The sequence below is a fragment of the Thermus sp. FJN-A genome, assembly GCF_054655095.1.
This window is the reverse complement of sequence record NZ_BAAHSC010000173.1, coordinates 1-25,554: the sequence shown is the minus strand read 5'-3', so window position 1 is coordinate 25,554 and position 25,554 is coordinate 1. Positions and strand designations below refer to the sequence as shown.

At 68.2% G+C, this 25,554-nt stretch carries 25 protein-coding genes, 3 tRNA genes and 1 pseudogene; 8 read left to right on the top strand and 21 right to left on the bottom strand.

Translation table 11 applies throughout. The features are described 5' to 3' along the window. Positions 1 to 18: 18 nt before the first annotated feature. Genes ACYQ0J_RS05470 through ACYQ0J_RS05455 form a run of 4 tightly spaced genes read right to left on the bottom strand, consistent with a single transcriptional unit; the run spans position 19 to position 4,629 of the window. A complete protein-coding gene (locus ACYQ0J_RS05470; RefSeq protein ID WP_460171171.1) occupies positions 19 to 1,290 on the bottom strand; it encodes an ABC transporter substrate-binding protein in 1,272 nt (423 codons plus the stop codon). Further along, positions 1,287 to 2,798 (bottom strand): glycoside hydrolase family 3 N-terminal domain-containing protein, encoded by a 1,512-nt coding sequence (locus ACYQ0J_RS05465; RefSeq protein ID WP_460171170.1) that lies wholly within the window; start codon positions 2,796 to 2,798, stop codon positions 1,287 to 1,289. Before ACYQ0J_RS05465 ends, ACYQ0J_RS05470 begins: the two co-directional genes overlap by 4 nt. Further along, positions 2,795 to 3,655, bottom strand: a complete 861-nt coding sequence (locus ACYQ0J_RS05460) for an N-acetylmuramic acid 6-phosphate etherase (protein WP_460171169.1) — start codon at positions 3,653 to 3,655, stop codon at positions 2,795 to 2,797. Before ACYQ0J_RS05460 ends, ACYQ0J_RS05465 begins: the two co-directional genes overlap by 4 nt. Continuing rightward, positions 3,652 to 4,629, bottom strand: coding sequence for a serine hydrolase domain-containing protein (locus tag ACYQ0J_RS05455; RefSeq protein WP_460171168.1), 978 nt, complete (start codon positions 4,627 to 4,629; stop codon positions 3,652 to 3,654). The genes ACYQ0J_RS05460 and ACYQ0J_RS05455 overlap by 4 nt, the downstream gene beginning before the upstream one ends. 87 nt (positions 4,630 to 4,716) lie before the next feature. Between ACYQ0J_RS05455 and ACYQ0J_RS05450 the strand changes: the two genes are divergently transcribed. The 3 genes from ACYQ0J_RS05450 (at position 4,717) to nagA (ending at position 7,651) form a co-directional block, all read left to right on the top strand. Continuing rightward, a complete protein-coding gene (locus ACYQ0J_RS05450; RefSeq protein ID WP_460171167.1) occupies positions 4,717 to 5,397 on the top strand; it encodes a GntR family transcriptional regulator in 681 nt (226 codons plus the stop codon). Beyond that, positions 5,394 to 6,434, top strand: coding sequence for an anhydro-N-acetylmuramic acid kinase (locus ACYQ0J_RS05445; protein ID WP_460171166.1), 1,041 nt, complete (start codon positions 5,394 to 5,396; stop codon positions 6,432 to 6,434). The genes ACYQ0J_RS05450 and ACYQ0J_RS05445 overlap by 4 nt, the downstream gene beginning before the upstream one ends. 101 nt (positions 6,435 to 6,535) lie before the next feature. Continuing rightward, positions 6,536 to 7,651, top strand: coding sequence for an N-acetylglucosamine-6-phosphate deacetylase (nagA, locus tag ACYQ0J_RS05440; protein ID WP_460171165.1), 1,116 nt, complete (start codon positions 6,536 to 6,538; stop codon positions 7,649 to 7,651). Positions 7,652 to 7,677: 26 nt separating this feature from the next. Here the strand turns inward: nagA and ACYQ0J_RS05435 are convergent. The 3 genes from ACYQ0J_RS05435 to ACYQ0J_RS05425 form a co-directional block, all read right to left on the bottom strand. Beyond that, positions 7,678 to 7,753: transfer RNA gene (locus tag ACYQ0J_RS05435), tRNA-Arg, on the bottom strand. A 37-nt stretch (positions 7,754 to 7,790) separates the two neighbouring features. Then, positions 7,791 to 7,866: transfer RNA gene (locus tag ACYQ0J_RS05430), tRNA-Gly, on the bottom strand. A 1-nt stretch (position 7,867) separates the two neighbouring features. Further along, a tRNA-Pro gene (locus ACYQ0J_RS05425) sits at positions 7,868 to 7,944 on the bottom strand. A gap of 71 nt (positions 7,945 to 8,015) precedes the next feature. On the opposite strand from ACYQ0J_RS05425, the gene tatA reads away from it, so the two are divergent. Continuing rightward, on the top strand, positions 8,016 to 8,177 hold the full coding sequence (tatA, locus tag ACYQ0J_RS05420; protein WP_460171164.1) for a twin-arginine translocase TatA/TatE family subunit: 162 nt from the start codon (positions 8,016 to 8,018) through the stop codon (positions 8,175 to 8,177). Here tatA and ACYQ0J_RS05415 read toward each other — a convergent pair. The 10 genes from ACYQ0J_RS05415 to ACYQ0J_RS05370 all read right to left on the bottom strand — a co-directional run bounded on the left by ACYQ0J_RS05415 (position 8,167) and on the right by ACYQ0J_RS05370 (position 17,617). Then, the gene (locus tag ACYQ0J_RS05415; RefSeq protein ID WP_460171163.1) at positions 8,167 to 8,904 is read right to left on the bottom strand and encodes a formate dehydrogenase accessory sulfurtransferase FdhD; all 738 of its coding nucleotides are present in this window, start codon (positions 8,902 to 8,904) and stop codon (positions 8,167 to 8,169) included. The two genes, tatA and ACYQ0J_RS05415, sit on opposite strands and share 11 nt — an antisense overlap. Next, complete coding sequence (locus ACYQ0J_RS05410; protein ID WP_460171162.1) at positions 8,891 to 9,484, bottom strand: hypothetical protein; 594 nt, start codon at positions 9,482 to 9,484, stop codon at positions 8,891 to 8,893. The genes ACYQ0J_RS05415 and ACYQ0J_RS05410 overlap by 14 nt, the downstream gene beginning before the upstream one ends. 60 nt (positions 9,485 to 9,544) lie before the next feature. After that, positions 9,545 to 10,315, bottom strand: a complete 771-nt coding sequence (nrfD, locus tag ACYQ0J_RS05405) for an NrfD/PsrC family molybdoenzyme membrane anchor subunit (RefSeq protein ID WP_460171161.1) — start codon at positions 10,313 to 10,315, stop codon at positions 9,545 to 9,547. After that, the gene (locus ACYQ0J_RS05400) at positions 10,312 to 11,088 is read right to left on the bottom strand and encodes a 4Fe-4S dicluster domain-containing protein (protein ID WP_460171160.1); all 777 of its coding nucleotides are present in this window, start codon (positions 11,086 to 11,088) and stop codon (positions 10,312 to 10,314) included. Before ACYQ0J_RS05400 ends, nrfD begins: the two co-directional genes overlap by 4 nt. An 11-nt stretch (positions 11,089 to 11,099) precedes the next feature. Next, entirely contained in the window at positions 11,100 to 14,078 is a 2,979-nt protein-coding gene (fdnG, locus tag ACYQ0J_RS05395; protein WP_460171159.1) for a formate dehydrogenase-N subunit alpha, read from the bottom strand. Positions 14,079 to 14,206: 128 nt separating this feature from the next. Then, a complete protein-coding gene (locus ACYQ0J_RS05390; RefSeq protein WP_460171158.1) occupies positions 14,207 to 15,271 on the bottom strand; it encodes a tetratricopeptide repeat protein in 1,065 nt (354 codons plus the stop codon). Positions 15,272 to 15,281: 10 nt separating this feature from the next. After that, the gene (gene hslU / locus ACYQ0J_RS05385; RefSeq protein WP_460171157.1) at positions 15,282 to 16,532 is read right to left on the bottom strand and encodes an ATP-dependent protease ATPase subunit HslU; all 1,251 of its coding nucleotides are present in this window, start codon (positions 16,530 to 16,532) and stop codon (positions 15,282 to 15,284) included. Then, on the bottom strand, positions 16,529 to 17,095 hold the full coding sequence (gene hslV, locus ACYQ0J_RS05380) for an ATP-dependent protease subunit HslV (RefSeq protein ID WP_460171156.1): 567 nt from the start codon (positions 17,093 to 17,095) through the stop codon (positions 16,529 to 16,531). The genes hslU and hslV overlap by 4 nt, the downstream gene beginning before the upstream one ends. Positions 17,096 to 17,105: 10 nt before the next feature. Further along, positions 17,106 to 17,477, bottom strand: a complete 372-nt coding sequence (locus ACYQ0J_RS05375; RefSeq protein ID WP_460171155.1) for a nucleotidyltransferase domain-containing protein — start codon at positions 17,475 to 17,477, stop codon at positions 17,106 to 17,108. After that, complete coding sequence (locus ACYQ0J_RS05370; protein WP_460171154.1) at positions 17,474 to 17,617, bottom strand: HEPN domain-containing protein; 144 nt, start codon at positions 17,615 to 17,617, stop codon at positions 17,474 to 17,476. The genes ACYQ0J_RS05375 and ACYQ0J_RS05370 overlap by 4 nt, the downstream gene beginning before the upstream one ends. A 66-nt stretch (positions 17,618 to 17,683) precedes the next feature. Between ACYQ0J_RS05370 and ACYQ0J_RS05365 the strand changes: the two genes are divergently transcribed. From ACYQ0J_RS05365 to ACYQ0J_RS05350, 4 genes are read left to right on the top strand one after another with little or no spacing between them, the layout of a single operon-like run. After that, a complete protein-coding gene (locus ACYQ0J_RS05365; protein ID WP_460171153.1) occupies positions 17,684 to 19,078 on the top strand; it encodes a sigma 54-interacting transcriptional regulator in 1,395 nt (464 codons plus the stop codon). Continuing rightward, positions 19,068 to 19,370: a nucleotidyltransferase family protein gene (locus ACYQ0J_RS05360; RefSeq protein ID WP_460171152.1), complete on the top strand. Its 303-nt coding sequence runs from the start codon at positions 19,068 to 19,070 to the stop codon at positions 19,368 to 19,370. The genes ACYQ0J_RS05365 and ACYQ0J_RS05360 overlap by 11 nt, the downstream gene beginning before the upstream one ends. A gap of 19 nt (positions 19,371 to 19,389) precedes the next feature. Next, positions 19,390 to 20,613, top strand: coding sequence for a vWA domain-containing protein (locus ACYQ0J_RS05355; RefSeq protein ID WP_460171151.1), 1,224 nt, complete (start codon positions 19,390 to 19,392; stop codon positions 20,611 to 20,613). Continuing rightward, entirely contained in the window at positions 20,613 to 20,837 is a 225-nt protein-coding gene (locus tag ACYQ0J_RS05350) for a hypothetical protein (protein ID WP_460171150.1), read from the top strand. The genes ACYQ0J_RS05355 and ACYQ0J_RS05350 overlap by 1 nt, the downstream gene beginning before the upstream one ends. On the opposite strand, the gene ACYQ0J_RS05345 is transcribed toward ACYQ0J_RS05350, so the two are convergent. The 4 genes and pseudogenes from ACYQ0J_RS05345 to ACYQ0J_RS05330 all read right to left on the bottom strand — a co-directional run. After that, positions 20,834 to 21,160, bottom strand: a complete 327-nt coding sequence (locus tag ACYQ0J_RS05345; RefSeq protein WP_011228087.1) for a nucleotidyltransferase domain-containing protein — start codon at positions 21,158 to 21,160, stop codon at positions 20,834 to 20,836. The two genes, ACYQ0J_RS05350 and ACYQ0J_RS05345, sit on opposite strands and share 4 nt — an antisense overlap. Then, positions 21,120 to 23,846, bottom strand: coding sequence for a Wzz/FepE/Etk N-terminal domain-containing protein (locus ACYQ0J_RS05340; RefSeq protein WP_460171149.1), 2,727 nt, complete (start codon positions 23,844 to 23,846; stop codon positions 21,120 to 21,122). Before ACYQ0J_RS05340 ends, ACYQ0J_RS05345 begins: the two co-directional genes overlap by 41 nt. Before the next feature lie 17 nt (positions 23,847 to 23,863). After that, a complete protein-coding gene (wbaP, locus tag ACYQ0J_RS05335; protein WP_460171148.1) occupies positions 23,864 to 25,306 on the bottom strand; it encodes an undecaprenyl-phosphate galactose phosphotransferase WbaP in 1,443 nt (480 codons plus the stop codon). A gap of 25 nt (positions 25,307 to 25,331) precedes the next feature. Next, a pseudogene (locus ACYQ0J_RS05330) lies at positions 25,332 to 25,554 on the bottom strand (IS982 family transposase); the annotation flags it as partial.

Below are 25,554 nucleotides of genomic sequence, written 5' to 3'. Positions count from 1 at the left end.
GCCTCCTGGCCCAGTGGGCTAGCGGCGCTTCCGCTCCGCCTGGACCTCGTCCAGGATCTTCTGCACCTGGGGGGCCACCCCGTCCAAGGCCCCCTTCAGCTCCGCCTTGCCCTGCCACACGGGCTCGAGGGCCTTGTTGATGAGCTGCAGGGCCTCGTTCCAGCGCTCAAAGGTCTCCGTGGGCCTGGCGGTGCGGTTCACGGTGAGGAAGTACTGCTGGTTCTTGGGAGGGGGCGGGACGAAGAAGTCCTTGAGGCCCTGGATGCTCCTCTCCACGTTCTTCACGTCCACCCCCCGGGCGGGGATGATGAGGCCCGTCTTGGTGAAGGCCTGGCTGGCCTCCGGCCCCGCCAGGAAGGAGAGGAGCTTCCAAGCGGCCTCGGGGTTCTTGGTGCCCGCGGCCATGACCCAACCAGAGCCGTCAATGTCCACCACGCTCCCCGCCTTGCCCCGGGGGAAGGGAACCACGTCAAAGTCAAACTTGGCCCGGGCCTTCAGGGTGGGCACCCGCCAGCGCCCGTCCACGATCATGCCGGTCTGCCCGTTCAGGAACATGGTGAAGGCCCCCCGGTCCTGGGCCTCCTCGGGGGTGGGGGCCACGTGGTGCTTGTACCGCAGGTCCAGGTAGAACTGGAGCCCCTCTAAAGAAGCCGGACTGTTGAGCAGGAACCGGCTGTGGTCCGGGGCGTAGAAGCGCCCCCCCGCCGACCAGACCCAGGGCTGCCAGAAGAGGTAGAAGGTCTGGAAGGAAACCCCCCACTGCACCCGGCGCCCGTCCTTTTCCACCGTGAGGGCCTTGGCGTAGCGCAGGAAGTCCTCCCAGGTCCAGTCGGGGCTAGGGTCGGGCAGGCCCGCCTTCCGCAGGAGGTTGCGGTTATAGAAGACCACTAGGTTGGAAACGTCCCGGGGAAGGCCGTACTGGGCCCCGCCCCACTGGAAGGCCTTGAGGATGCCGGGGAAGATGTCGCCCGTGGGGTAGTTGTCCCGCTTGAGGTAGGGGTCCAAGGGCTTGAGCACGCCCCTCGAGGCCATCCCGGGGAAGTCTATGTTGTTGAGGAAAAAGACGTCCGGGGGCGTGCCCGCGGCGATCATGGCGGTGATCTTGGCCAGGTACTCGTTGGAGGGGATGTTGATGTACTCCACCTGGATGCCGGGGTTTTTCTCCTGGAAGAGGCGGAGAACCTGCTGGTAAGCCTGGATCTCCTCCTGGCTTCCCCAGCTGGCCAAGACCAGCTTCTGGGCCGAGGCCAGTCCCAAAAGGACCAAAAGGGCCACAAGCATTCCTCTCATGGTTCACCTCCAAACACCCACTGCCCGGTGGGGGTATACACCCCCGCCAGGGCTTCCAACGCGGCCCGCACCTGGACCGCGCGGTAGCCGTGTGTGGCCAGGTAGCCCTCGGGCCTTCCCCCCAGGTGGCTTAGGTCGTCGGGGTTGCCGAGGGCCACCACGTAGAGGGGCTTTCCCAAGGAGGCCAGGGCCCGGTAGAGGGCCCTCTGCCCCGCCTTGAAGTCCCCGAGCCAGTGGAAGGTGGATAGGACCACCCGCTCCGCCCTCTTGGCGGCGGCCAGGGCCTCCGCAATCTCCTCCGGGGTGGGGTCCTCTCCCAGGTTCTTCCCTGCGCTCCCCGGGAGGTAGATGGGGGCCAGGTCAGCCAGGGTAGGCTCGGCCCCGTAGCGGGTCGTCACCCTGAGGCCCAGGACCAGGGTTCCCGGCCCCGGGATGGGGAGGGCGCCGAAGCGGTGCACCACCCCTCGGCGGGCGGCCTCGAGGGCCAGGGCCTCCTCCTCCTTAGGGGTGAAGGCGCAGGTGCCCGGGCCCGCCAGGAGGGAAAGGGCCCGCCTTTTGGCCTCCTCGGCCCGGGCCTTGGGGATCTCCTTGCCCAGGGCCCGGGTGAGGCGGGCGTGGACCTCGAGGACGGCCCCCTCGTCGGGCTCCAAAAGGAGCAGGTCCGCCCCCGCCTTCACCGCCAGGAGGGCCGCCTCCCCGGCCCCGTAGTTCCGCTTGATGGCCCCCATGGCCATGTCGTCCGTGAGGACGGCCCCCTTGAAGCCCAGCTCCTTGCGCAAAAGCCCGGTGAGGATGGCGGGGGAGAGGGTGGCGGGAAGCCTGGGGTCCAGGGCGGGGAAGAGGATGTGGGCGGTCATCAGGGCGGGCATCCCCGCGGCCACGTAGCGGCGGAAGGGCAGGAGTTCCACCCGTTCTAAGGCCTCGCGGGGCTTGTCCACCCGGGGAAGGTCCAGGTGAGAGTCGGTCTGGGTGTCCCCATGGCCAGGAAAGTGCTTGCCCACGGGCCTTGCCCCGGAGCGCAGGACCCCGCGGGCGAAGGCGAGGGCCATGCGGGCCACCCGCTCGGGGTCGGCCCCGAAAGACCGGATCCCGATGATGGGGTTTTGGGGGTTCACGTTCACGTCCAGCACCGGGGCCAGGTTCACGTCCGCCCCTAGGCGGCGCACCTGGCAGCCCAAGGCCCAGCCCACCCGCTCCACCAGCCCCTCATCCCCGCTGGCGGACAGGGCCATGGCGGGGGGGAAGCGCACCACCCCCTCCCGGTAGGTGGTGAAGGGCCCGCCCTCCTGGTCCACCATCACCACCAGCCTGGGGTCAAAAGCTTTAAGGCGCCGCACCAGGCCCTGGGGGTCCCGCCGCAGGTTGGAGGGGTAGAGGATCACCCCCGCGGGGCGGACCCGCTCCAAAAGACCCCACGGGGGCTCCTCCTCCTTGAAGCTCACCACCAGGAAGTTTCCCGCCTGCGCCGCCGCCATACCCATGCCCAAGGCCAGAGCCAGAAGCCTCACCCCCTCACCTCCGCCAAAGCGCCCCGTACCCCCTTGGCCTCCAAAAGCCCCTCCGCCGCCTCGGGGGAAAGGCCCAGGGCCACCAAGGCGGCGAGGGCCGGGTCGGGATACTCCTTAAGGAGGTCCAAGGCCTCCTTCTCCCCCACCCCGGCCAGCTCCGCCACCATCCCCGCCCCCCGCTGGCGGAGCTTCTCGTTGCTGGCCCGCATCCGGGCCATGCGGTTCCCGTAGACCCGGCCCAGGAGGACCATGGCCAGGGTGGAAAAGAGGTTCAAGGCGGCCTTCTGGGCGGTCCCGGCCCCAAGCCGCGTGCTCCCGGCGATGACCTCGGGGCCCGTGTCCAGGAGAACGGGATGGTGGGCCTCCCGCAACAGGGGGGCGCCGGGGTTGTTGGCGAAGGCCACCGTCAAGGCCCCAGCCTCCTTGGCCCCCAGGAGGACCCCGAGGGTGTAGGGGGTGGTGCCGCTCGCCGCCACCGCCACCAGGACATCCCCCGGGGCCAGGCCGCGCCCCTCCCTAAGCCCTTCCTCCAGGTCGTCCTCTGCGCCCTCCACCGCCTGGAGGAAGGCCTCCTTCCCCCCGGCGAGGAGGAAGCGTACCCGGGAGAAGCCGAAGGTGGGGAAAAGCTCCACCCCGTCCAGCACAGCCAGGCGGCCGCTGGTCCCGGCTCCGGCGTACACCAGATGGCCACCTTCCCTTAGGCGCCGGGCCGCCTCCAAGGCCGCCTCCTTGAGAAGGGGGAGGGCGGCTTTGAGGGCGGAGAGGGCTCGGAGCTGCCCCTCATAGAGGGCCTCCAGGACCTCCTCCGGGGGCCACAGGTCCAGATCTCGGTAGCGCTCCGCCCAAACCTCCGTCATGGCACCTCCGCGGCCAGGGCGTTGGCCACCGCCCGGCGCAGGGGAGCGATGGAGGGGCGGTGGCGGGTGGGGTGGACGGCGTTGGTGAGGAGGGCCCAGGCGTACCCCCGCTCCGGGTCCACGAAGGCCGCCACCCCGGTGAACCCCGTGTGCCCGAAGGCCTTCTCCGAGGCTAGACTCCCCCCTTGCCAGCCCGGGCGCTTCCTTTCCCAGGAAAGAAGCCTCTCCCCGTGGGGGCGGAGCATCTCCTCCAGGGCGGCCCGGGAAAGCCAGCGCCCCTGAAGGATAGCCAAAAGCTCCTCCAAAAGGCCCTCCAGGGTGCCGAAAAGCCCCGCGTGCCCCGCCACGCCCCCCAGGGCGAAGGCGTTCTCGTCGTGGACCTCGCCCCTAAGGACCCTCCCCCGCCAGGGGCAGCGCTCCGTGGCCACGCTTCTCTCCGGGGGAGGGGCGAAGGTAAGCCCCTCGGGCAAGGCAAACTGGGCCAAGGGCCGCCCCCAAACCCGCTCCAGGAGGATGCCTAAGAGCATGTAGCCGATATCGGAGTACACGGCCTCCCCCAGGGGCCAGGGGTGCTGGAGGAGGCGGGCCTTGAGGGCCTCCCCCTGGCCCCAGGTGTACACGGCCTCCCAGGCGGGAAGGCCCGCGGTGTGGGCGAGGAGTTCCCGCACCGTCTTGCCCTTCAGGGGATGGTCCTTGAGCCAGAGGAGGTCGGGAAGGTGGGCGGCCAGGGGGTCGTCCAGGTCCAAAAGCCCCTCCTCCACCGCCCGCAACACCTCCTTAAGGGTGAAGAGGGGCTTGGTGAGGCTGGCCAGGTCAAAATAGAAACCGGCCTCGAGGGGCACCGCTTCGGGCTCCCGCTGGGCTAGGCCCAGGTGGAAGGCCTGGCGGCGGCCATCGGCGAAGACCACCCCAAACGCCGCCCCCGGCACCACGCCCCGGGCCACGGCCTCCTCCAGGATCCGCCTCACCCGCATGGCCTAGAGTTTACTTGGCAAACGATTGGTATGCAAGTGGTATGCTTAGGGGGGTCCGCGGGACCCCCGGGAAAGGAAGGTGAACCCTTGGCGGCCACGGGACCCAGATACCTCCGGCTGGCGGAAGAGCTGAAGGCGGCCCTCCTCCGGGGCACCTACGGGAAGGCCCTACCCCCGGAAAGGGCCCTGGCCCAAGCCCTGGGCGTCTCCCGCGTGACCCTGCGCCGGGCCCTGGCGCTTTTGGAAGAGGAGGGGCTTCTGGTGCGCCGGCAGGGAAGCGGCACCTACGTGGCCCAACGGGCCACCTTCCGCGCCAAGCTCCTGGGCTTCAGCGAGGAGATGCGGGCCCTGGGCCTCACCCCGGAGACGCTAACCCTGCGGGCCGAACGGGGGCCCGCCACGGGGGAGGAGGCCTTCCACCTCCGCCTCTCCCCCGGGGAAGGGGTGTGGCGCCTGGAAAGGCTACGCCTGGCCGACGGCGAGCCTTTAGCCTTGGAGCGGGCGGCGCTTCCCCTCTGGGCCTTGGAGGAGGTTCCCCAGGGCTCCTTGTACCAGGCCCTCGAGGCCAAGGGCCTCCGCCCGGTGCGGGCCCTCCAGCGCCTCCGGGCCGTGCCCGCCCGGGAGGAGGACCGCCTCCTCCAGGTACCGCCGGGAACCCCCCTCCTCTACCTGGAACGGGTGAGCTTCCTCGCGGACGGGCGTCCGGTGGAGTTCGTCAAGAGCCGCTACCGGGGGGACCGGTACGAGCTTTTGGTGGAGCTGGCATGAGGGTTTTGGGGATCATGTCCGGAACCAGCGCCGACGGGCTGGACCTGGTCCTGGCGGACTTCTCCGGGGGGCCCAGGGACCTAGGCCACCAGGTCTTGGCCCACCGCGAGGTGCCCTACCCCGAGGCCCTGCGCCGGAGGGTCCTCGCCGCCATGCGGGGAGCCGACACCCGGGAGGTGGCCCTTTTGCACCACGACCTCGGCCGCTTCTATGCGGAGGCCGCCCTCCCCTTCCGGAACGAGGCGGAGCGGGTGGGGCTTTCCGGCCAGACCCTCTGGCACGAACCCCCCCGGGCCACCTTCCAGGTGGGGGAGCCCAGCTACCTGGCCCAGGCCCTGGGGGTGCCGGTGGTCTTCGGCTTCCGGTCCGTGGACCTGGCGGCGGGGGGGCAGGGGGCCCCCTTGGTGGCCTACCCGGACCTGCTCCTCTACGGGGAGGAGGGGCGCACCCAGAGCGTGCACAACCTGGGCGGCATCTCCAACCTCACCTTCTTCCGCGGGCGCGACCCCGCCACCCTCCTGGCCATGGACACGGGGCCCGGGGTCTGCCTCTTTGACGAGGCCGCCGCCTCCTTGGGCCTGACCCCTGAGGAGGCCGCCGCGGTGGCGGCGGAGGGTGGGGTGGACGAGGCGGCCTTGGCCCTTTGGCTGGCCCACCCCTACTTCCAAAAGCCGCCCCCCAAGACCACGGGGCGGGAGGTGTGGCGCCTAAAGGCCCTTCCCCAAAAGCCCCGGGAGGCCCCCACCCTCCTCAAAACCCTTCTCGCCTTCACGGCCAGGAGCGTGGTCCTGGCCTACGAGCGCTTCGTGGGGCCCGTGGACCGGGTGCTCCTGGCCGGGGGCGGGGCCCGCAACCCCGTCCTGGTGGACCTCCTCAGGACCCACCTCCCCGTGGTGGTCATGGAAAACCCCAAGGTGCGCGAGCCCTTGGCCTTCGCCCTGCTGGCTTACCTCCACGCCCTGGGGGAGGTGAACGTCCTGGGACAGGCCACCGGGGGGCGGGACGTTCGGGCAGGGCAGGTGGTGGAACCCTTTTGATGCCACCCCATACTGGCTTGCGCCAGCATGGGGGCCCCGGCCGAAAAGCCTTGGCGGAGATTTCCGGTGGCAGGCGGGTGAACGAAACAGGAGAAAAGGGTATGAGGCTTGTAGGAAAAGAGCGCATGGGCAAGACGGCGGAAGCGGCCACCTCAACCTTGGCGGGCCAGATCCTCACCCCCCGTGGTTTCGTGCGGGGAAGGCTCCACTTCTCCGAGCGCATAGAGGCCCTGGAGGAGGCCCCCGTGGAGGGGCCTTACCTCCTCCCCGGCTTTTTGGACCTCCACGTCCACGGCGGCCTCGGCGCCGACGCCATGGAGGGGGAGGAGGCCGTCCTCAGGATGGCCCGCTTCCACCTCCGCCACGGCACCACCGGCCTCCTCGCCACCACCGTCACCGCGCCCCAGGAGGCCCTAAAGGAGGCCCTCCGCGGCATCGCCGGGGCCATGGCACGGTGCGAGGCCCTCCTCGGGGTCCACCTGGAAGGCCCCTTCCTAAGCCCCAAGCGCCTGGGGGCCCAGCCCCCCTTCCCCCAGGAACCCGACCCCTCCCTGATGGAAGACCTCCTGGCCCTGGCCCCCATCCGGGTGGTCACCCTGGCCCCCGAGCTCCCCGGGGCCCTAGACCTCGTTCGCTTCCTGCGGGAACGGGGGGTGCGGGTCCAGCTGGGCCACACCGCCGCCAGCTACCCCGAGGCCTTGGCCGCCCTGGAAGCGGGAGCCGTGGGCTTCACCCACCTCTACAACGCCATGACCCCCCTGCACCACCGGGAGCCGGGGGTGGTGGGCCTGGCCCTGGAGCGGGGGGCGTGGGCGGAGCTCATCCCCGATGGGCTCCACGTGCACCCCGCGGCCCTGCGGCTCGCCTTAAAGGCTATTCCCGGCCTCTACTTCGTGACGGACGCGGTGGCGGCGGCGGGGATGCCGGAGGGGGAGTACCCCTTGGGGGCCCACCGGGTGGTGAGGCGGGCGGAGGGGGTGTGGCTGGGGGAGAGCCTGGCGGGGAGCACCCTCACCATGGACGAGGCCCTGCGGAAGCTGGTGGGGTTCGGCCTCTCCCTGGAGGAGGCGGCCCGGAGGCTTTCCACCTACCCCGCCCGCTACCTGGGCCTAGAGGACCGGGGGGAGATCGCCCCGGGCAAGCGGGCCGACCTGGTGGTCCTGGACGAGGGGCTACGGGTGGAGGCCGTCTACCTGGGGGGGAGGCGGGTGGCCTGAAGCCGAGGGGTTTTGCCTTCAGGACCTGGCGGGCCCGGAGGGATTCGAACCCCCGACCTACCGCTTAGAAGGCGGCTGCTCTGTCCCCTGAGCTACGGGCCCATAACAGGGGGCCGGGGCTGGCCTCGCCCCGGCCATCTGGAGCGGGAGACGGGACTCGAACCCGCGACCCTCGGCTTGGAAGGCCGATGCTCTACCAACTGAGCTACTCCCGCGTGGTCGGGGCGGCCCGATTTGAACGGGCGACCCCCTGCTCCCAAAGCAGGTGCGCTACCGGCCTGCGCTACGCCCCGGAGGCCGTGGCCACCCACAGGCCACGATAACACCTGGCCCAAAGAGGGTCAAGGCGTGCTATGATGGCCCCATGCGCTTAGGACCCCTGGAAATCGTCCTCATCCTCCTGGTCGTCCTGCTCCTTTTCGGCGCCAAGAAGCTCCCGGAACTGGCCCGGGGCATCGGCCAGTCCGCCCGGGAGTTCAAAAAGGGGCTCCAGGAGGAGGAGAAGAAGGACGAGCCTAAGGCTTGAGGACCCCTTCGGCCACGGGCATGCCCCCGGGGACGTAGAGGCGGTAGCCCGTGGGCCGCACGTAGGCGGCCAGGGCCAGGCCGTAGGCCCGGGCCAGGGCCACCGCGGGGGCCGTGGCCCCCGTGCGGCTCGCCAGGAGCACCGCCCCCATGCCGATGGCCTTGGCCGCCATCTCCTGGCTGACCCGCCCCGTGGAGGCCAGGAGGACCGGGGGGGTTACCCCGTGGAGGAGCATGAACCCCGCCAAGCGGTCCACGGCGTTGTGGCGGCCGATGTCCTCGTTGAGGTAGAGGAGCCGCCCGGAGGGGTCAAAAAGCGCCGCCCCGTGGATGCCCCGGGTCCGGGCGTACCGGGCCGCGCCCTGCCGCAGCTGGGCCAGGAGGTGGAGGGGAAGCTCTGGGTCCAGGGCCACCCGGGGCACCGGGGCCAGCCGGGGCTCCCCGTAGCGGAGCCCGGCGGCACACCCGCTGTCCCTGACCCCCAGGCCCCGCTCGGGATCCTGGGGCAGGTCCACGGCCACCACCCCGTCCCCCACCAGGTACCGCACCCCCTCGAGGCCCGAAAGCACCCCGCTCAAAAACAGGTGCCCCAGGGCTAAGTAGGCCTCGTCCCCAGGGGTGTAGCTGAAGGCGGTCCAGGGCTTGCCGTTCACCACCAAGAGCAGGCGCTTCTCCTCGGGGAGGGGAAACGCCTCCTCCCGGAACCGCCCCCCTTCATACCTCCACATCGCCTTCCTCCGCCAAGGCGTACCAGGCGGCCCGGGCCCGCAGGGCGGGCAGGTCCAGGTCAGGCTTTAGGCGCAGGTCCTGGACCACCAGGCGTTCCCCGCAGGTACCGCACACGTAAACCCGGTAGGGGTCTTCCGCATAGTACACCAGGCGCTCCGACCGGGTCTCGCCGCAGAAGGGGCAGGCCAGCCGAGGAGCGCGCCAGGCCTCGTCGCAGAAAGCACACACAAAAAAGCGGCGCCCCTCGGAGTCCAGGTACCCCACGTCGGGGAAACCCCCGCAGGTGGGGCAGCGGCCCTCTCCCTGCCTTTCCTCTCGCCAGGGGACAAGGCGCAGGGCCTGGTGCAGCCAAAAGGCGTACGCCTCCCCGGGCGGAGCCTCTCCTTCCCGCAGCCTTCCCGCGTCCCGTAAGAGCTCTGCCTCGGGCGGCAGGCGCACCCCGGCCAGGAAACCGGGGGCCACCTCCTCCACCGCCTCCCGCACCTCGGCGAGCGCCAGGTGCAGGGCCTCGGGCCAGGGCTCAGACCGCTTGGGCAAAAGGCTGAGCCTACGGTGCACCACTTCCAGAATGTCCAGCACGGCCTACCCCCCTTTAGGGACAAGACTACCCCCTGTCCTGGGCGGACAGGGGGTAGCCCCTCACACTTGCCCAGCCACCACCACGAAGTACCGCAACAAGAAGGCCCCCACCAGGGTGAGCCACGCCGCCAGCTGGCCGTTCCTCCTTTCCAGCCAAAGGGGCAACCCCCAGCCCAGCACCACAAACCCCCAGAAGGCCCAGGCCACGGGGCCGGCCAAGAGGACCATCACCGCCTGGGCGGCCGCCGGGTAAACCCAGAGGAGATGGGCCACGAGGAGCAGACCCTCCACCACGGCCATGGTGAGCAGGATCCGTTTCAAGGGCTCCGCCGGCTCCAAGAGCTGGAGGAGGGCGCTGCCTGCGGTAGCCGCCGAGGCCAGGAAGAGCCAGGGGAGGAGGGGGGAAGCGTTCCAGAAGGGTTTGGCCGTGGCCATGAGGAGGACGGCCGTGTAGCCCACCACCAGGGCCACCAAAAAGGCCACCACCTGCTGGAACCAGCGGGGCGTGGGCCTCAACCACACCGCAAGGAGGCCAGCCCCTGCTAGGAGGAGGAACCAGCTACCAAGCCACATCACCGAGGCAGGGTGCCAACCTCCCAAGAACAGGTTCAAGAAGCGCAGGGGCTGGCCCAGGTCCAGAATCAAAAGCCCCGAGCCCAGGACCACGGTGATGAAGGCCCAAAAGGCCGTCTTCCGCACCCGGTGCTCGCGGCAGTAAAGGGTGCTGACGAGGTACGCCCCGCCCCCGGTTCCCGCCAGGAAGAAGTAGAGGGCAATCCAGATGCCCCAGGACTCCTCGCCCATGGGGTTCGGCCAGGTCCAGGTGATCACTTGGAACCTCCCTTCAGGCTCTCCCGCCGGTCCACGATGAACTTAAGGCCCGCGCCCATCACCGCCGCGGCGATGCCCGCGGAAAGCCAGCCCTTGGCGGCCCGCTTTTCCGCCTCCACCACCGCGGAGGGAAGGTCGAAGTAGCTTGGGTGCTCGGTGAGCACGTAGAGGACGTGGGTACCGCCCAGCTCGTTGAGGCCATAGACGGTGGCCCTGGCGTAGCCGCGCTCCTTGAGGACGCGCACCCGCTCCTCGGCCATGGCCCTGATCTCCTGGTAGCGCCCGAAGGTGAGGGCGTCCACCGGGCAGGCCTTCACGCAGGCGGGCTGGTCCCCGTTGGCGATGCGGTCGTAGCACATGGTGCACTTGTGCACCACGCCCTTGGCCTCGTCAAAGTGCACCGCCCCGTAGGGGCAGGCCTGGACGCAGGAGCGGCACCCGATGCAGGTCTTTTCGTCCACGGTGACCACCCCGCCCTCCCGGTGGGCCATGGCCCCGGTGGGGCAGCTGGTCACGCACGGGGCGCTGGTGCAGTGCATGCAGGAGCTCCGCAGGAAGTCAAAGTAGGGGGTCCCGTCCGGGCGGAGCCCCTCCAGGTAGTTCATCTTGAGCCAGGTGTGCCCCGAAAGCTTAGGGGGGTTAGCGTAGCTACCCGTGTTGGCCGTTTTTTCGGCAGGGAGGTCGTTCCACTGCTTGCAGGCCACCTGGCAGGCCTTACAGCCGATACAGCGGCTCGCGTCAAAGAGGATGGCGTAATCGCCAGGGTTAGGCATCCTCCACCTCCTCAGATCTTCTCAATCCGCACCAGGAAGGCCTTGGTCTCCTGGATGAAGGTGTTGGGGTCCAAGGCCTGGGGGGTGAGCTGGTTGGCGGAGTCGCCGGGGTTTGCCCCCTGGTAGCCCCAGTGGATGACGATGCCCACCTGGTGCAGGGTCTTGTCCCCCACCTTCACCGGCTGGACCCTGGGGGTCACCAGGGCCACCGCCTTCATTTCCCCGCGGGCGCTCTTGATGCGCACCCACTCCCCGTTCTTGATCCCCAGGCTCTTGGCCAGCTCCACGTCCATCTCCACGAAGGGGTCGGGCTGGAGCTCCAAAAGCCAGGGCACGTTGCGGCTCATCATCCCCGTGTGCCAGTGCTCGGTGAGGCGGTAGGTGGTGGCCACGATGGGGTATTCCTCAGGGGTGCCGTAAACGTCCAGGTTCCCCACCCAGACCTTGCACACGGGGTTCTTGTCCTGACCGGAGAGGAGGTTGGCGAGGGCGCTCTCCCAAGGCTCGTAGTGCTCGGGCAAGGGACCGTCCTTAAGCTGGGCGGCGAAGAGGCGCCCCACCCCTTCGGGGAGCATGATGAAGGGCAAGGCCTTGTCCGGGGGGGCCACGCCGTCGGGAACGTCCCCCTCCCACTTCTCCTCCTTGGGGTTCCAGCGCACGAGCCACTTGGCGGGGTTCCGAGGCTGCCCCTGGAGGTCGGCGGAAGCCCGGTTGTAGAGGATCCTCCGGTTGGCGGGCCAGGCGTAGGCCCAGTTCTGGTAAAGCCCCAGGCCCAAGGGGTGGGTGTCCTTGGGGTCGCGGCGGGCCATCTTGTTGCCCTCTTCCGTGAAGGCCCCGCAGTAAAGCCAGTTGCCGCAGGCGGTGGTGCCGTCGTCCCGGAGGTCGGCGAACTTGGCCATGAGCTTCCCGGTGGTGAGGTCGTAGCCGTTGTACTCCTTGGCCACCTCCTCAGCCATCTTCTCCGAGTGCTCCCACCAGGAGAGGTTCAGGATGGCCTCCTTATTGGGCCCTCCCTCTTCCGCATAGAGCTTCTTCAGGCGCTGCACGAGCTCCGTCAGGATCCAGAGTTCGTCCTTCGCCTCCCCAGGCGGATCCAGGGCCTTGTCGTACCACTGGGCCCAACGCCCGGTGTTGGTGATGCTTCCGGACTTTTCCGCCCACACCGCCGAGGGCAGGAGGAAGACCTCGGTCTGGATCTCCTTGGGGTCCACCCCGGGCCGCTTCCAGTGGGCGGCGGTCTCCGTCTCCATGGGGTCCACCACCACCAGCCACTTGAGGCTGTCCAGGGCCTTGCGGGCCAGGTTGGCGTTGGCCGCGGAGTTGGCCGGGTTCTGCCCGATGGCGATGAGCCCCTCAATGCGCCCGGCCAGCATGGCGTGGAAGATGGCGTAGTGGGAGTAGTCGGCGCTCTTGTCGGGGATGCCGTCCTTGTGAGGCGAAAGCTTGGGCAGGTAGCCGTAGGCCTCCTCGGGACTCACCTTGGGCCACCAGGCCTTCAGGAGGCTCACGAAGTACTTGGGGTAGTTCTGCCACCAGTTGGCCGAGGGGGCGTAGATGGCCTTGGGCACCCGGGACTCCAGCCACGCCTTCAGGGTGGGCTTGTCCCCGGAGGGCAGGCCCAGGTAGCCGGGAAGGTCGTGGTAGAGGAGGGCGAAGTCGGTGCTCCCCTGCACGTTGGAGTGGCCCCGCAGGGCGTTCACCCCGCCCCCGGGGAGGCCGATGTTGCCCAGGAGGAGCTGCACGATGGCGTAGGTGCGGATGTGCTGGGTGCCGTAGGTGTGCTGGGTGGCCCCCATGGCGTAGGTGATGGTGCCCGCCCGGTCGGGCCGCCCGGTGGAGGCGTAGAGGTCGTAGATGGCCAGGAGCTTTTCCACGGGGACGCCCGTGATCTTGGACACCACCTCGGGGGTGTAGCGCTCGTACTGCCGCCGGAGGATCTGGAAGACGCAGTGGGGATCCTGGAGGGTGGGGTCGGTCTTGACCTGGCCGTTCTCGTCCAGCTGGTAGGCCCAGGTGGAGGTGTCGTAGGCCTTCTTCTCGGGGTCATAGCCCGAGAAGAGCCCGTCCAGCTCCCCCGCCGTCTTGAACTCGGGGTGGATCAGGAAGGAGGCGTTGGTGTAGTGCTTGACGTAAAACTCATCATAACGCTTGTTTTCCAGGATATACCGGATCATGCCGCCCATGAAGGCGATGTCGGTGCCTGGGCGGATCTGGGCGAAGAGGTCCGCCTTGGCGGCGGTACGGTTGAAGCGGGGGTCCACCACGATGAGCTTGGCTCCCCGTTCCTTGGCCTCCAGGATCCAGCGGAAGGTGAGGGGGTGCTGCTCCGCGGGGTTGCCCCCTTGCACCAGGATCACGTCCGCGTTTTTGAAGTCGATGGGGTGGTTGGTCATGGCCCCGCGGCCAAAGCTCGTCCCCAGGGCGGGCACGGTGGAGGAGTGGCAGATACGGGCCTGGTGTTCGATATAAACGATGCCGAGGGCCCGGAAGAGCTTGGACATGGCGTAGGCCTCCTCGTTGGAGCCCACGCTGGTGCCCAGGGTGGCGATGGCCTCGGTGCGGCGCACCACCTGGCCCTGGTCGTCCACCTCCACCCACCCCCGGTCCCGGGTCTCCTTGACGAGGCGGGCGATCCGGTCCAGGGCCCACTCCCAGCTCTTCTCCTCCCAGCGGTCGGCGCCCGGGGCCCGGTAGAGGACCTTGGTGACCCGGTAGGGGCTTTCCACGAAGCCCCGGGCCGCCTGGCCCTTGGAGCAAAGGGCTCCCTGGTTGATGGGGTGGTCGGGGTCCCCCTCGAGGTTCACCAGCTTGCCCCCCTGCACCGCGGCGATCATGCCGCACCCGGTGGCGCAGTAGGGACAGATGAGGGGCTTCTCCCCGATGGGCTTGCGCAAGACGGGCTTCTCGCCCCGCGCCAGGCCCCGCTCGAGGAGAAGGCCTCCCCCCGTCACCGCACCCGCTAGGCCGATAAATTTGCGACGGGTCAGCATTTTTCACCTCCTTTGCTCCCTTATACCCTTCGCCCGTAACCCCGTCCAGGGAAAAAAGTCCCGGAAGGGCGTCGCGCCGGGGACGCCCTTCTTGTGAAAGTAGTCACGTTGTCGCGGGGATACCCCGGCTAAAGCCTGCGCAAGACTTCCTCGGCCTCCTTATAACCCGGCTTCAGCTTCAAGGCCTCCTGGCACTGGTACCGGGCCCCCTCCTTGTCCCCGAGCTTTTCGTTGGCCAGGCAAAGCCCGTAGCGGTACTCCGCCCGCTTGGGCTCCAGGCGCACCGCCACCGTGAACCGGCTCTTCGCCTTCTGCCAATCCCCCAGGGCCATGTACACCTGGCCCAGGAAGTAGTAGGCGGCGGGAAAGCGCAAGGGGGCCAGGGCCACGGCGTTCTCCAGGGCCACCCCCGCCTCCTTGCTCCGGCCCAAGGCCAGGTAAGCCTGGCCCAGGGTGTACCACCCCTCCGCATCCAGGGGCCTCTGCCGGTGGCCCTCCTCCAACACCCGGGCCGCCTCCTCCGCCCGCCCCTTGAGGAGGAGGGCCGAGGCGTACCGGACCCTCAAATCGGCCTCCTTCGGGGCCAGCTGGAGGGCCCTGGCGTACTGCTCCAAGGCCTCGTCCAGGCGGCCTGCCGCCAGGTAAAGCTCGGCCAAAGCCCCCCGCACCTCCGGGGTGTCCTGCAGGCTCAGGGCCTTCTTAAAGGCCTCTTCCGCCTTGTCCCCCTGCCCCAAGAGGGCGTAGACCAGGCCCCTCTGGGCGAAGAGGGGGGCATAGCGGGGGTTCACCCGCTCCGCGTCCCGGAGCACGGTGAGGGCCTGCTCCAGGTAGGCCTTCCCCTTCTCCCGGTCCTCCGAGGCCCGGTACAGGGCCAGGTAGGCCTCGGAGAGGACCATGTACCCCCCGATGTACCGGGGGTTTTTGGCCACCAAGCCCTTGGCGTTCTCCAAGGCGGGGTTCAGGAGGCCCACCTTGAGCTGGGCCCGGGCCAACCAGTAGAGGGCATCCGCATCCTGGGGCTTCTCCTTCACCGCCCGTTCAAAGAGCTCCAAAGCCGCCTCGTACCGGCCCAGGGCGTAGAGCTGCACCCCAAGCCTCAGGGCATCCTGCTTTTCCTGGGCGGAGGGCGGCGGGGGCGTCTGGGCCAGGGTGGGAGCGGCCAACAAGCTCAAGGCCAAAAGAAACCAGCGCATATCCTTCCTCCTACAGGACGAACCGCGTGAGGTCGGGGGAGGCGAAGACCGCCTCCAGCCTTTGCTCCACGTAGGCCCGGGTGATCTCCACCCGGCCTAGGTCGGTCTGGAAGCTCACCTCCTCCAAGACCCTCTCCAAGACCGTGGCGAGCCTCCGCGCCCCGATGTCCTCCAGCTCCTGGTTGGCCCGGTGGGCCGCTTTGGCGATGGCCCAAAGGGCCTCGTCCTCAAAGATGAGCTCGGTGCCGTCCGCCCGCAAAAGCTCGGTGTACTGGCGGATCAGGGAGTTTTCCGGCTCCTTGAGGATCCGGTAGAACTCCTCGGGGCCCAAGGGGGATAGCTCCACTCTTATGGGAAAGCGGCCCTGGAGCTCGGGGATCAGGTCCGAGGGCTTGGCCACGTGGAAGGCCCCGGCGGCGATGAAGAGGACGTGCTCCGTGGAGATGGGGCCGATGCGGGTGGAGACCACGGTGCCCTCCACGATGGGCAGAAGGTCCCGCTGCACCCCTTCCCCGGAGACATCCGGCCCCACGGTGCCTTCCCGGCGGGCTACCTTGTCCAGCTCGTCGATGAAGACGATGCCCTCCTCCTGGGCGCGCCTGCGGGCCTCTTCCTTGAGCTCCTCCTTGTCTATGAGGCGCTCGGCGTGCTGGTTCTTGAGCACCTCCCGGGCCTCCTTCACCGTCATCCGCTTGCGCACCGGGCGCCTGGGGAGGAGGCCCTTGAGCATCTCCCCCATCCCCCCGAAGCCTTCCCCTCCCAAGACCCCCATGAAGGGAAGGGAGACCTCCTCCTCCACCTGGACCTCCACGGAAAGGGCGTCCAGGCGGCCCGAGCGCACCTCGGCCACCGAGGCCCGAAGCAGGGTGGCGAGTTCCTCCTCGGCCATGGCCAGGGCCTTTTCCTCCACCTTCTTCTTCATCTCCTCCAGCACGAGCTGGTAGCTGGCCTCCGCCAGGTCGCGCACGATGGCGTCCACGTCCCGGCCCACGTACCCCACCTCGGTGAACTTGGTGGCCTCCACCTTCACGAAGGGGGCCCCGGCCAGGCGGGCGAGGCGCCGGGCGATCTCCGTCTTCCCCACCCCTGTGGGCCCGATCATGAGGATGTTCTTGGGGGTCACCTCCCGGGCGATCTCCGGGGGAAGCCGCTTGCGGCGGTAGCGGTTCCTTAGGGCCACGGCCACCGCCCTTTTGGCCGCCTCCTGCCCCACGATGTGCTTGGAAAGCTCCCGTACGATCTCGGCGGGCGTCAGGTTCATGCCTCCCCCAGGGTGAGAACCGTCACCTGGCCCGAGGTGTAGAGGTCCACCTCGGCGGCGATCCTAAGGGCCTCCTCCGCGATCTCCCTGGCGGAAAGCCCCGAGTGGCGGTAAAGGGCCTTGGCGGCGGCCAGGGCGTAGGGGCCGCCAGAGCCCACCGCGAGAAGGGGTTCCTCCGGGGTGATCACCTCCCCGCTTCCCGAGAGGAGGACCAGGGTCTCTCGGTCGGCGGCCACGATCATGGCCTGCAGGTGGCGAAGGACCCGGTCGGTGCGCCAGAGCTTGGCGGTTTCCACCGCAGCCCTAAGGAGGTTCCCCTTGGCCTCCTTGAGCCTTTCCTCAAAGCGCTCCAGGAGGGCCATGGCGTCGGCCACGCCCCCGGCGAAGCCCACCAGGACGCCCTCCCCCACCTCCAGCCTGCGCACCTTGACCGCGGCCCGCTTCAGCACGGTCTGGCCGAAGGTTACCTGGCCGTCCCCCGCCAGGGCGGTGACGCCGTCCTTGCGCACGGCCAAGATGGTGGTGCCATGGATCTCCACGCCGCCAAGATACCCCTTGGGCATGAGAGAGGCGTTAGGCAGAGGGGACGAGTCCCAAGGCCCCAAGGCGCTCCAAGGCGCCCTCCCGCGCCCAAAGGAGGACGCCCTCCCTCAGGGCCACGGGCGCCACCCCGAGGCCCTCTTTCACCTCCTCGAGGGTGTAGGGAAAGACCTCCACCCGCCTCACCCCCTCCGGGCGGTAGCGCACGAGCCGCTCGGGGAAAGGGAGGGGGGTTTCCCGGAGAAGGACCAGGAGGTCGGCATCGCTGAAGGCGGTGGCCTCCCCCCGGACCAGGGAGCCGAAGAGGACCACGGCGAGGACCTCAGGGTGTGCCCCCAAGGCGCGGGCCGCCTGGGCCACCTCCTCCAGGCGGGCCTCGGGGTCAAAGCGGAAGACCCGGGTCATAGCCTTTCCTCCACGAAGGCCACGACCCTTTGGGCCAGGGCCAGGGCCTCCTCGGCCTCGAGGCGGGTGTAGTGCCGGGCGGCCGGCCCCGCTGGGTGGGCGTCCGGGTAACGGGTGGGGATGTCGCGGGCCCGGTTCACCCCTTCATTATCTCACGGAAACCAAGGCCACATACTGGCTCCTCCCCTTCCCCTAGACTGGAAAGGGTGAAGGCCAAGACCCTAGGCGAACTCAAGCGCACCTACCCCTTGGAAAAGCTGAGGCGCACCGTCAAGGAGGAGGCCCGGGAGAACCTAAGGGCCAAGCTCCGCCAAGGGGAAAGGCTCTTCCCCGGCATCCACGGCTACGAGGACACGGTGATCCCCGCCCTGGTCCAGGCCATCCTGGCGCAGCAGAACTTCATCCTCCTGGGCACCCGAGGCCAGGCGAAAAGCCGCATTTTAAGATGCCTCACGGGCCTCCTGGACGAGGAGGTGCCCGCCCTCGCCACGGAGCTTCGCGACAACCCCCTTCGCCCCATCTCCCCCGAGGGCAGGAGGCTTCTGGAGGAGGCGGGGGACGAGGCCCCCATCGTGTGGCTTCCCCGGGAGGAGCGCTACGTGGAGAAGCTCGCCACCCCCGACACCACCGTGGCCGACCTCCTCGGGGACATGGACCCCATCAAGGCGGCCAGGCGGGGCACGGGGATGGCGGACCTGGAGAGCATCCACTATGGCCTCCTGCCCCGGGCGAACCGGGGGATCTTCGCCGTGAACGAGCTCGCCGACCTCGCCCCCAAGGTGCAGGTGGCCCTCTTCAACATCCTCGAGGAGGGGGACGTGCAGATCCGGGGCTACCCCATCCGGCTCCCCCTGGACGTGTGGCTCGTCTTCACCGCCAACCCCCAGGACTACACCGCCCGGGGGCGCATCGTGACCCCCCTCAAGGACCGGATCGGGAGCGAGATCCGCACCCACTACCCTCGCTCCCTGGAGGAGGGGGCCCGGATCAGCGCCCAGGAAGCCTACGTGCCGGAGGGGGTCCTGGTCCCGGAGTGGGTGAGGCTTTCCGTGGAGGCCGTGGCCTTCGTGGCCCGGGAGGACCGCCGTGTGGACCAGACGGCGGGGGTCTCCCAGCGCCTCGCCATCAGCCTTTTGGAGGTGGTGGCGGCAAGCGCCGAAAGAAGGGCCCTCCTCTACGGAGGAAGGCCCGTGGCGAGGCCCTTAGACCTCTACCAGGGGCTTCCCGCCATCACCGGGAAGCTGGAATTGGAGTACGAGGGGGAGCTCCAGGGGGCGGAGAGGGTGGCGCGGGAGATCGTGCAGCGGGCCTTCGGCCTGGTCCTCCCCCGCTACCGCTTAAGGACCGAGCCCATCGTGGCCCACTTTGAGGAGGGGAACCTCCTCACCCTGCCCGAAGGGGACGTGGAGGAGGCCCTTAGGGCCATGGCCGGGGTCCCGGGGCTTTTAGAGGCGGCAAGGGTCCTGGCCGAGGGGGAAGCCCCTGAGGTTTTGCTTTCCGCCGGGGAGTTCGTCCTCGAGGGCCTGGTGGGGCGAAGGAAGCTCTCCCGGGGCGAGGCGAGCTACCAGGCGGCGGAGCGCCCGAGGAGCTATGGCAACTAGCCTGGACCGGGACAAGGAGGCGGTCCTAAAGGCCCTGAGGCCCTACCTCGAGGGCATGGGGACGCGGCTTTTCCTCTTCGGCTCCTTCGCCCGGGGGGAGGGGAGGCGGGCCTCCGATTTGGACCTCGCCCTCCTCTCCCCCGCGCCCCTCACGGACCTCATGCCCCTCCTCCGGGAGGCCCTGGAGGAGGCCCCTGTGGTGCGGCGGGTGGACCTAGTGGACCTGGCCGAGGCGGAGCCCGCCTTCCGGGAGCGGGTGCTTAGAGAGGGGATCCTATGGGCCGAGTTCTAGAGCGGGGGAGGTTGCCGCGATGAAAGCCATCCGCTATAGCCGCTACGAGGGAGGCCTGGAGGAGCTTTCCCCCGAGGAGATCCTAAGCCTCCTAGAGGACTTCCTCCTGGACTCGGGGTTTTCCGACCCCTTCCAGCGCTACGACCCGGACCCCGACCGCGCCCCCACCCTCGAGGACCTCTACGACGCCCTCCTCCAGGCCCTCCTCAAGAACGAGCTCGTCCCCGAGGACTGGCTCAGAGAAGCCCGCTTCGCCGACCGCAAGGAGGAGACGAGGCTCTACCAGGCCATCCAGGGGATGATCCGGAAACTCCAGGAGGCGGGCTACCTGCGCCTTCCCGGGGAGGACCCCACGGACCCCGCCCAGGGCGGCTACCGGGGGGAGGCGGGGGAGGCCCGCTTTGAGCTCACGGAGAAGGCCTCGGACTTCCTGGGCCTGAAGAGCCTCCGGGAGCTCCTCGGGGCCCTGGGCCGCAACCCCCCGGGCCTCCACCCCACCCCCCACCACGCCCCTGGGGTGGAGAAGACGGGGGAGACCAAGCCCTGGGAGTGGGGGGACCCCCTGGAGCTCAACGTCCCCGAGACCCTCAAGAAGGCCGTGGCCAAGGGGCTGGAAGGCCTCTCCCACGAGGATCTGGTCATAGACCTCGCCGAGTACACCGCCAGCATGAGCACCGTGGTCCTCCTGGACTGCTCCCACTCCATGATCCTCTACGGGGAGGACCGCTTCACCCCGGCGAAGAGGGTGGCCCTCGCCCTCGCCCACCTCATCCGCACCCAATACCCCGGGGACCGGGTCCGCTTCGTCCTCTTCCACGACACCGCCGAGGAAATCCCCGTGGCCAAGCTCCCCCTGGCCCAGGTGGGGCCCTACCACACCAACACCAAGGCAGGCCTGGAGCTCGCCCGGACCCTCCTTAAGAAGATGGGCGGGGAGATGAAGCAGATCATCCTCATCACCGACGGCAAGCCCTCGGCCTTAACCCTGCCGAGCGGGGAGATCTACAAAAACGCCTGGGGCCTGGACCCCCTGATCCTGGCCGAGACCCTCAAGGAGGCCACCCTGGCGAGGCGCGAAGGGATCCCCATCCACACCTTCATGCTCGCCCGGGAGCCCGAGCTTCTCGCCTTCGTGAAGAAGCTTTCCCAGATCACCCGGGGCAAGGCCTACCTCACGAGCCCCAGGAACATCGGCAAGTACCTCCTCCTGGACTTCCTCAACAAGAAGGTGCGGAGGAACTGATGCGCCCCTTTAGGCTAAGCCTCCTCCTGGAGCGCCTGCGGAGGCCCAGGGTTTACCCAAAGTCCCTCCCCGCCCTGGTGCGGGAACACCTCGAGGTGCGGCCCCCCCTCTCCCTCGCCCTCCCCTACTACGCCGCCCGGAAAAAGGAGGGCTACGCCCTCATCCCCTGGGACCGCTACATGGAGGAGGCGGAGAGGGCGCTGGAGGAAGCGGCCCGCCTTTAGCCCTTCCGCTCGGCGAGCACCCGGCCCTCCGCCAGGGCCCGCCGGGCCAGGGGATTGGCCTCGGCCTCCTTCGGGGTGTAGACGAAAAGGTCCACGGGAAAACCCAGATCGGCGAAGAGGGGAAGGTAACGCCCGGGGCGCTCCAGGAAGGGGGGAGCCTCCCCCACGAGAAGGAGGAGGTCGGCGTCGCTCCGCGGGGTCGCCTCTCCCCGGGCCAAGGAGCCGAAGAGGACCACGGCGAGGACCTCGGGGAAGGTGGCGAGGAGCTCGGCCGCCTTTTCTTCAAGAGCCTGAAGCAGCCTCTCCCGGTCCAGCCAGAACACTTTGACCGAACCGTAGGATTTCTCCTGCACAAAGGAGCGCATCCCGGGCCTCCTCCTCTCCATAGTAGTCCAGAGGGGCACCCGCCTCCCAGCTGTCCGGATAGCGCGTGGGGATGTAGAGCCTATCCAGGACCAGGGCGCAGCGCCTGAGCTCGGGGACCAAGTTGAGCCGCTCCTGGAGGCCAGCCAAGGCGTTTAAGGTCCCGCTCGGCTTGCCGCATCCAGTCACGCGCCCCCCCCCGGAAGGAGCCCCCTGGGGCCTAAGCGCCTCGGCCACAAAGGCGGCCATCACCCCGAGCATCAGGCCCAAGGCCACCGCCAGGGCGAAGAGGAGGCCCCGCCTGGGGGCCACCTTCTCGTAGACGGGGTAGGCCGGGGCCAGGAGGGAGGCCCAGGCCTCCTGGCTGCTGGCGATCTGGATCTCTAGGTCCGTGCGCTTCTGGGCCAGGGCCAGGTAGGCGTTTTTGGCGAGCTCCAGGGCCTGGCTGAGGGTGTCCTGCTCCACCTGGGCCCGGGCCACCCGGTCCTTGAGGACGTTGATGCGGGCGTCCACCTGGGCGACGCGGGCCTCGAGGGCCGCCTTCCTGGAGAGGAGCCTGGCCTCCTCCGCCTGGGCGTCTATGAGCGCCGAGCGCAGGCGCTGGTACTCGGGATTGGGGTTGTCAAAGGCGAGGTCCGCCTCCGAGAGGTTCGCGATCTGGTCGTAGCGGGCGCGGAAGGCCTCGTAGGCGGCCTTCTTCGCGCCGTACTCCAGGGTGATGGCCTCCTTTTCCCGCTCCTGGGCGGCGATCTGGGCCCGACGTTCCCGGATGCGCCGGTCGTACTCGGCCAGGTTGCGGTTTAGGGCCGCCTTCTCCCCCTCCAGAGCCGCGATCTCCGCCTGAAACCCCACCACCAGGTCCCGGTAGCGGAGAACGTCCGGGCTCACCTCCCGGAGGCGGTCCTTCGGTTTGGAGGCCATCTGCTTGAGGGTCTCGGCGTAACGGTAAACAGCGTTGTAAACATCCCGCGCCACGTCCAGCTCGGTGAGAAGCCGGGCCCGCCTAGCCTCCTCCTCGGCCACCCGCGCCTGCAGGTCCTCCACCTGGGGCAACAGCTTCCCCTCCTCCTCCCGCAAAGCCCGCTCCTCCCGTTCCAAAGCCGCCAGGTCCGCCCTCAGGTCCAAGGCGGCGGAGAGGAGCTTCTGGTGAGTGGGGTTGAGCTCCTGGTTTTTGAGCTTGAGGCCCACCAGAGCCTGGAGGCCACCTCCTTGGGCGATGGCCGCGGCCACCACGGGATCGGCCACGATCTCCCGCTCCAGGGCAAGGAGCTTGGGCTCCTTAGCCAGCTCGGCTTCCGCGGCCTGGAGCCTGGTCTGCAAAATCGCCCTGTCCGTGGGGATCTTCTCCAGCCGCTGCCGGATTCCGGCCACCCGGTCGGCGAACCCGGCGAGTTGCTGCTTGAGCACGGAAAGCTTGCTCTCCTTCTGGTAGACCTGCCAGGCCGCCTCCGCCTGCTTGAGCCGGGCGTCCGCCTCCTTCAGGCGCCCGGCCACCAGGGCCTGGGCCTCCTCCACCGTGAGCCCGGCCACCAGGTTCTCCACGGAAAGACCGGGAATCTCCGCCTTGTACTGGGCGAGGCGGCTTTGTGCCTCGGCGAGCTGGGTCCGCTTCACCGCCAGGTCCTTTTCCAGGGCGATAAGGCGGGCCTGGACCGAGGCGTAGCCGTCCGTGTAGGCGGAGAGCTCCGCCTGCCACACGGGGACGCGCTCACTCGCCTTAAAGGCCTCGAGGGCCTTAGCCGCCGCCAGGTAAGCCTGCCTGGCCTTCTCCGTCTCCCGCTTCAGGGCGGCCTGGGCCTCCTGGAGGCGCTTGCCGATGACGGCGAGGCTTTCCGGGCTCGTGTTCAGGGGCACCAGGCGGGCCTGGCGGGCTACCTCCCGCTCCAAGGCGGCGATCCGCCCCCGCGCCGCGGCCAGGTCCCGCTCCAACCCCGAAAGCTCCGTGTCCAGGCTCACCCGCTCCCCCGTCTTGGCCTCCAGCTCCGCCTTGTCCTGGGCCAGGGTGGTGGCCTTCTGGAAGGCCTCCCAGCGGGCCTGGGCCTCCCGGTAGGTCCTTTCCGCGGGGGGCACCTGCTCCTCGAGGGCGGCGAGGCTCGCCTTGAGGCGCCGCAAGGGAATCTCGTTCACCTTCGCCTTCACCGCCTCCACCCAGAGGTTGGCCGCCTTGGCCGCCACCTCGGGGTCCGGGGCCTTCACGGTGAAGCTAGCCACAATGGGGGGGACCTGGTTGGGGTTCGCCACCTGGAGCTTAGGGGAGATGTCCTTCACCTCGAGGTCCCGGAGCATCCGCTCCACCCCCCGCCCGTCCCCCTGGTCCTGCCAGCGGGTGGGAAGCTTTCCCTCCTTTTTTAGGGCCTCCCACACCTCCCCCACCGCCTCCTCCGAGAGGGCCAAGGCCTTCAGCCCCTCAAAGGTGATGGGGGTGGCCTGCTGCACCTGGATCCTCTGCTCCAGCTGGGCCTGCACCTGCACCGGGGCCACGCTCAAGGTGGCGGTGGAGGCGTAGGTGGGCTCGGCGATGAAGAAGCTGTAGATGAGGGCCACCGCGCCGAAGAGGAGGGGGAAGGCCCAAAGGTAGGTGCGGTGCCGCTTTAGAACCTCCACGATGTCCCGTAGGGTGATTTCCTCCTGGGGTGCTTCCATCATACGCGCTCCACTTTACCCTAGTACGCTCCCTTCCGCGTGAGCACCACCCACACCGTCCGGGCCAGGATGTAGAGGTCAAGCCAGAGGGACCAGTTGCGGATGTAGTAGGTGTCCAGATTCACACGTTCCTGGTAAGTGGTGTCGTTGCGCCCCGAGACCTGCCAAAGCCCAGTCATGCCTGGCTTTACTTTGATATAAAGGGCAAATTTTTCGCCGTACTTTATCACCTCATCCTGAACAATCGGCCGGGGTCCCACGAGGCTCATTTCCCCTCGCAGCACGTTCCAAAGTTGAGGCAGCTCGTCCAAGCTTGTTTGGCGCAGTATCCGTCCTATCCGTGTCACACGAGGATCGCTCCGAAGTTTTTGATCTCGTTCCCATTCTACGCGTAGCTCAGGGTGTTTCTCTAGGTATTCCTTGAGAACCTTGTCAGCATCCTTCACCATGGAACGAAATTTCCAAGCTTTGAACCGCCGTCCGTTCTGGCCAATCCGCGTGTGGCCGTACAGTACAGGACCTGGCGAGTCCAATTTGATAAGGATGGCGATTAGTGCTAGAAAAGGTAAAAGTAACAGACCCCCAATGAGGGAAAGGCCAACGTCAACGATGCGTTTCGCAAGGCGCGGTCCTGGTAGTAGGAGCTGCTGGCGTACCTCGAGCCCCAGTATCCCCCCGAGGTCCTTTGTTGTAACCCAAAGGCTGGAAAAGCCAAAGAGGTCGGGGATTAGGACTAGGTGAGGGAACGCGTGACCGTGTTGCTCTAAGACTTCCAGCAGCTTGGCCCGCGGCACCCCCGGCATCGCCACGATGGCGTGTCGCACCCTCAGTTCGCGTGCCAGCGCCGGAGCCAGATCCAGGCCACCAAGTACGGGTACGCCTTCCATTACCCCCTGTTTTTCCGGATCATCGTCCAAAACGGCCACCGGCTTCAGGCCTAGTCCCGGTTGTCGCTTGAGCATCTGCACCACCATGCGTCCGGTTTCCCCGGCCCCGAGCACCACGGCCGGATAGCCCCACCACTTTCTGTGGGCAAAAAGGTGGCGCGTGAGGGCACGGCTTAGAGGCACCAGGACTACCGAGAGTGCCCATGCACCAAGGAAGGTTGCCCGCGAGTAGGTATCCCCTACCTTGAATAAGAAGGTTGCCGCGCCGAGTACGAGGTAGACCAGCGTCGTCGTGAGCGTAAGTTGGCGCAGCTCTTCTGCCGGGGCTTTTCCTATACCGGGGTAGAGACCCATGAGGGCGTAAGCCAACACAAAAAGCCCGATTACCGGCCAAAGCGACACGTAGAGGGCTGGGTTGAAGCTGCCGTCCCAAAGAAACCGGACCCCTACGGAGAGCCCTCCGGCTAAAACCAAAGCCCCTAAGTCCGAAGCTAAAAGAAGGAGTACGGTGAGTAGGGGGCGAGTGGTTACGTTGATGGGGCGAACGATGGTTTGGGTACGTGGCCTCGCCTGCATACTGGTGTTATGCTAACCCAAGTTGCTACCCAGCCATCTTCTGGGTCAGGAGACTGATGTTATGGGCCAGGACGAAGGTGAGAACTTTGATGACGAAACCCTCCTGGGTCACGGCGTGGATGCGCCTGGGGAAGAGGTGATGGAGCATGCTCCCCACCGTCTCCACCACCCTCCGCCCCACGATGGCCAGGTACTGCATCCAAGGGAGATACCGCCGGCTGTTCCTCCTGCGGATGACCATGGGAACA

Bases quoted from the DNA above. Each gene is read 5' to 3' on its own strand.
- ACYQ0J_RS05470 (WP_460171171.1), bottom strand. From the start codon at position 1,290: ATGAGAGGAATGCTTGTGGCCCTTTTGGTCCTTTTGGGACTGGCCTCG.
- ACYQ0J_RS05460 (WP_460171169.1), bottom strand. From the start codon at position 3,655: ATGACGGAGGTTTGGGCGGAGCGCTACCGAGATCTGGACCTGTGGCCC.
- ACYQ0J_RS05455 (WP_460171168.1), bottom strand. From the start codon at position 4,629: ATGCGGGTGAGGCGGATCCTGGAGGAGGCCGTGGCCCGGGGCGTGGTG.
- ACYQ0J_RS05445 (WP_460171166.1), top strand. From the start codon at position 5,394: ATGAGGGTTTTGGGGATCATGTCCGGAACCAGCGCCGACGGGCTGGAC.
- nagA (WP_460171165.1), top strand. From the start codon at position 6,536: ATGAGGCTTGTAGGAAAAGAGCGCATGGGCAAGACGGCGGAAGCGGCC.
- tatA (WP_460171164.1), top strand. From the start codon at position 8,016: ATGCGCTTAGGACCCCTGGAAATCGTCCTCATCCTCCTGGTCGTCCTG.
- ACYQ0J_RS05415 (WP_460171163.1), bottom strand. From the start codon at position 8,904: ATGTGGAGGTATGAAGGGGGGCGGTTCCGGGAGGAGGCGTTTCCCCTC.
- ACYQ0J_RS05400 (WP_460171160.1), bottom strand. From the start codon at position 11,088: ATGCCTAACCCTGGCGATTACGCCATCCTCTTTGACGCGAGCCGCTGT.
- fdnG (WP_460171159.1), bottom strand. From the start codon at position 14,078: ATGCTGACCCGTCGCAAATTTATCGGCCTAGCGGGTGCGGTGACGGGG.
- ACYQ0J_RS05390 (WP_460171158.1), bottom strand. From the start codon at position 15,271: ATGCGCTGGTTTCTTTTGGCCTTGAGCTTGTTGGCCGCTCCCACCCTG.
- hslU (WP_460171157.1), bottom strand. From the start codon at position 16,532: ATGAACCTGACGCCCGCCGAGATCGTACGGGAGCTTTCCAAGCACATC.
- hslV (WP_460171156.1), bottom strand. From the start codon at position 17,095: ATGCCCAAGGGGTATCTTGGCGGCGTGGAGATCCATGGCACCACCATC.
- ACYQ0J_RS05375 (WP_460171155.1), bottom strand. From the start codon at position 17,477: ATGACCCGGGTCTTCCGCTTTGACCCCGAGGCCCGCCTGGAGGAGGTG.
- ACYQ0J_RS05360 (WP_460171152.1), top strand. From the start codon at position 19,068: ATGGCAACTAGCCTGGACCGGGACAAGGAGGCGGTCCTAAAGGCCCTG.
- ACYQ0J_RS05355 (WP_460171151.1), top strand. From the start codon at position 19,390: ATGAAAGCCATCCGCTATAGCCGCTACGAGGGAGGCCTGGAGGAGCTT.
- ACYQ0J_RS05350 (WP_460171150.1), top strand. From the start codon at position 20,613: ATGCGCCCCTTTAGGCTAAGCCTCCTCCTGGAGCGCCTGCGGAGGCCC.
- ACYQ0J_RS05340 (WP_460171149.1), bottom strand. From the start codon at position 23,846: ATGATGGAAGCACCCCAGGAGGAAATCACCCTACGGGACATCGTGGAG.
- wbaP (WP_460171148.1), bottom strand. From the start codon at position 25,306: ATGCAGGCGAGGCCACGTACCCAAACCATCGTTCGCCCCATCAACGTA.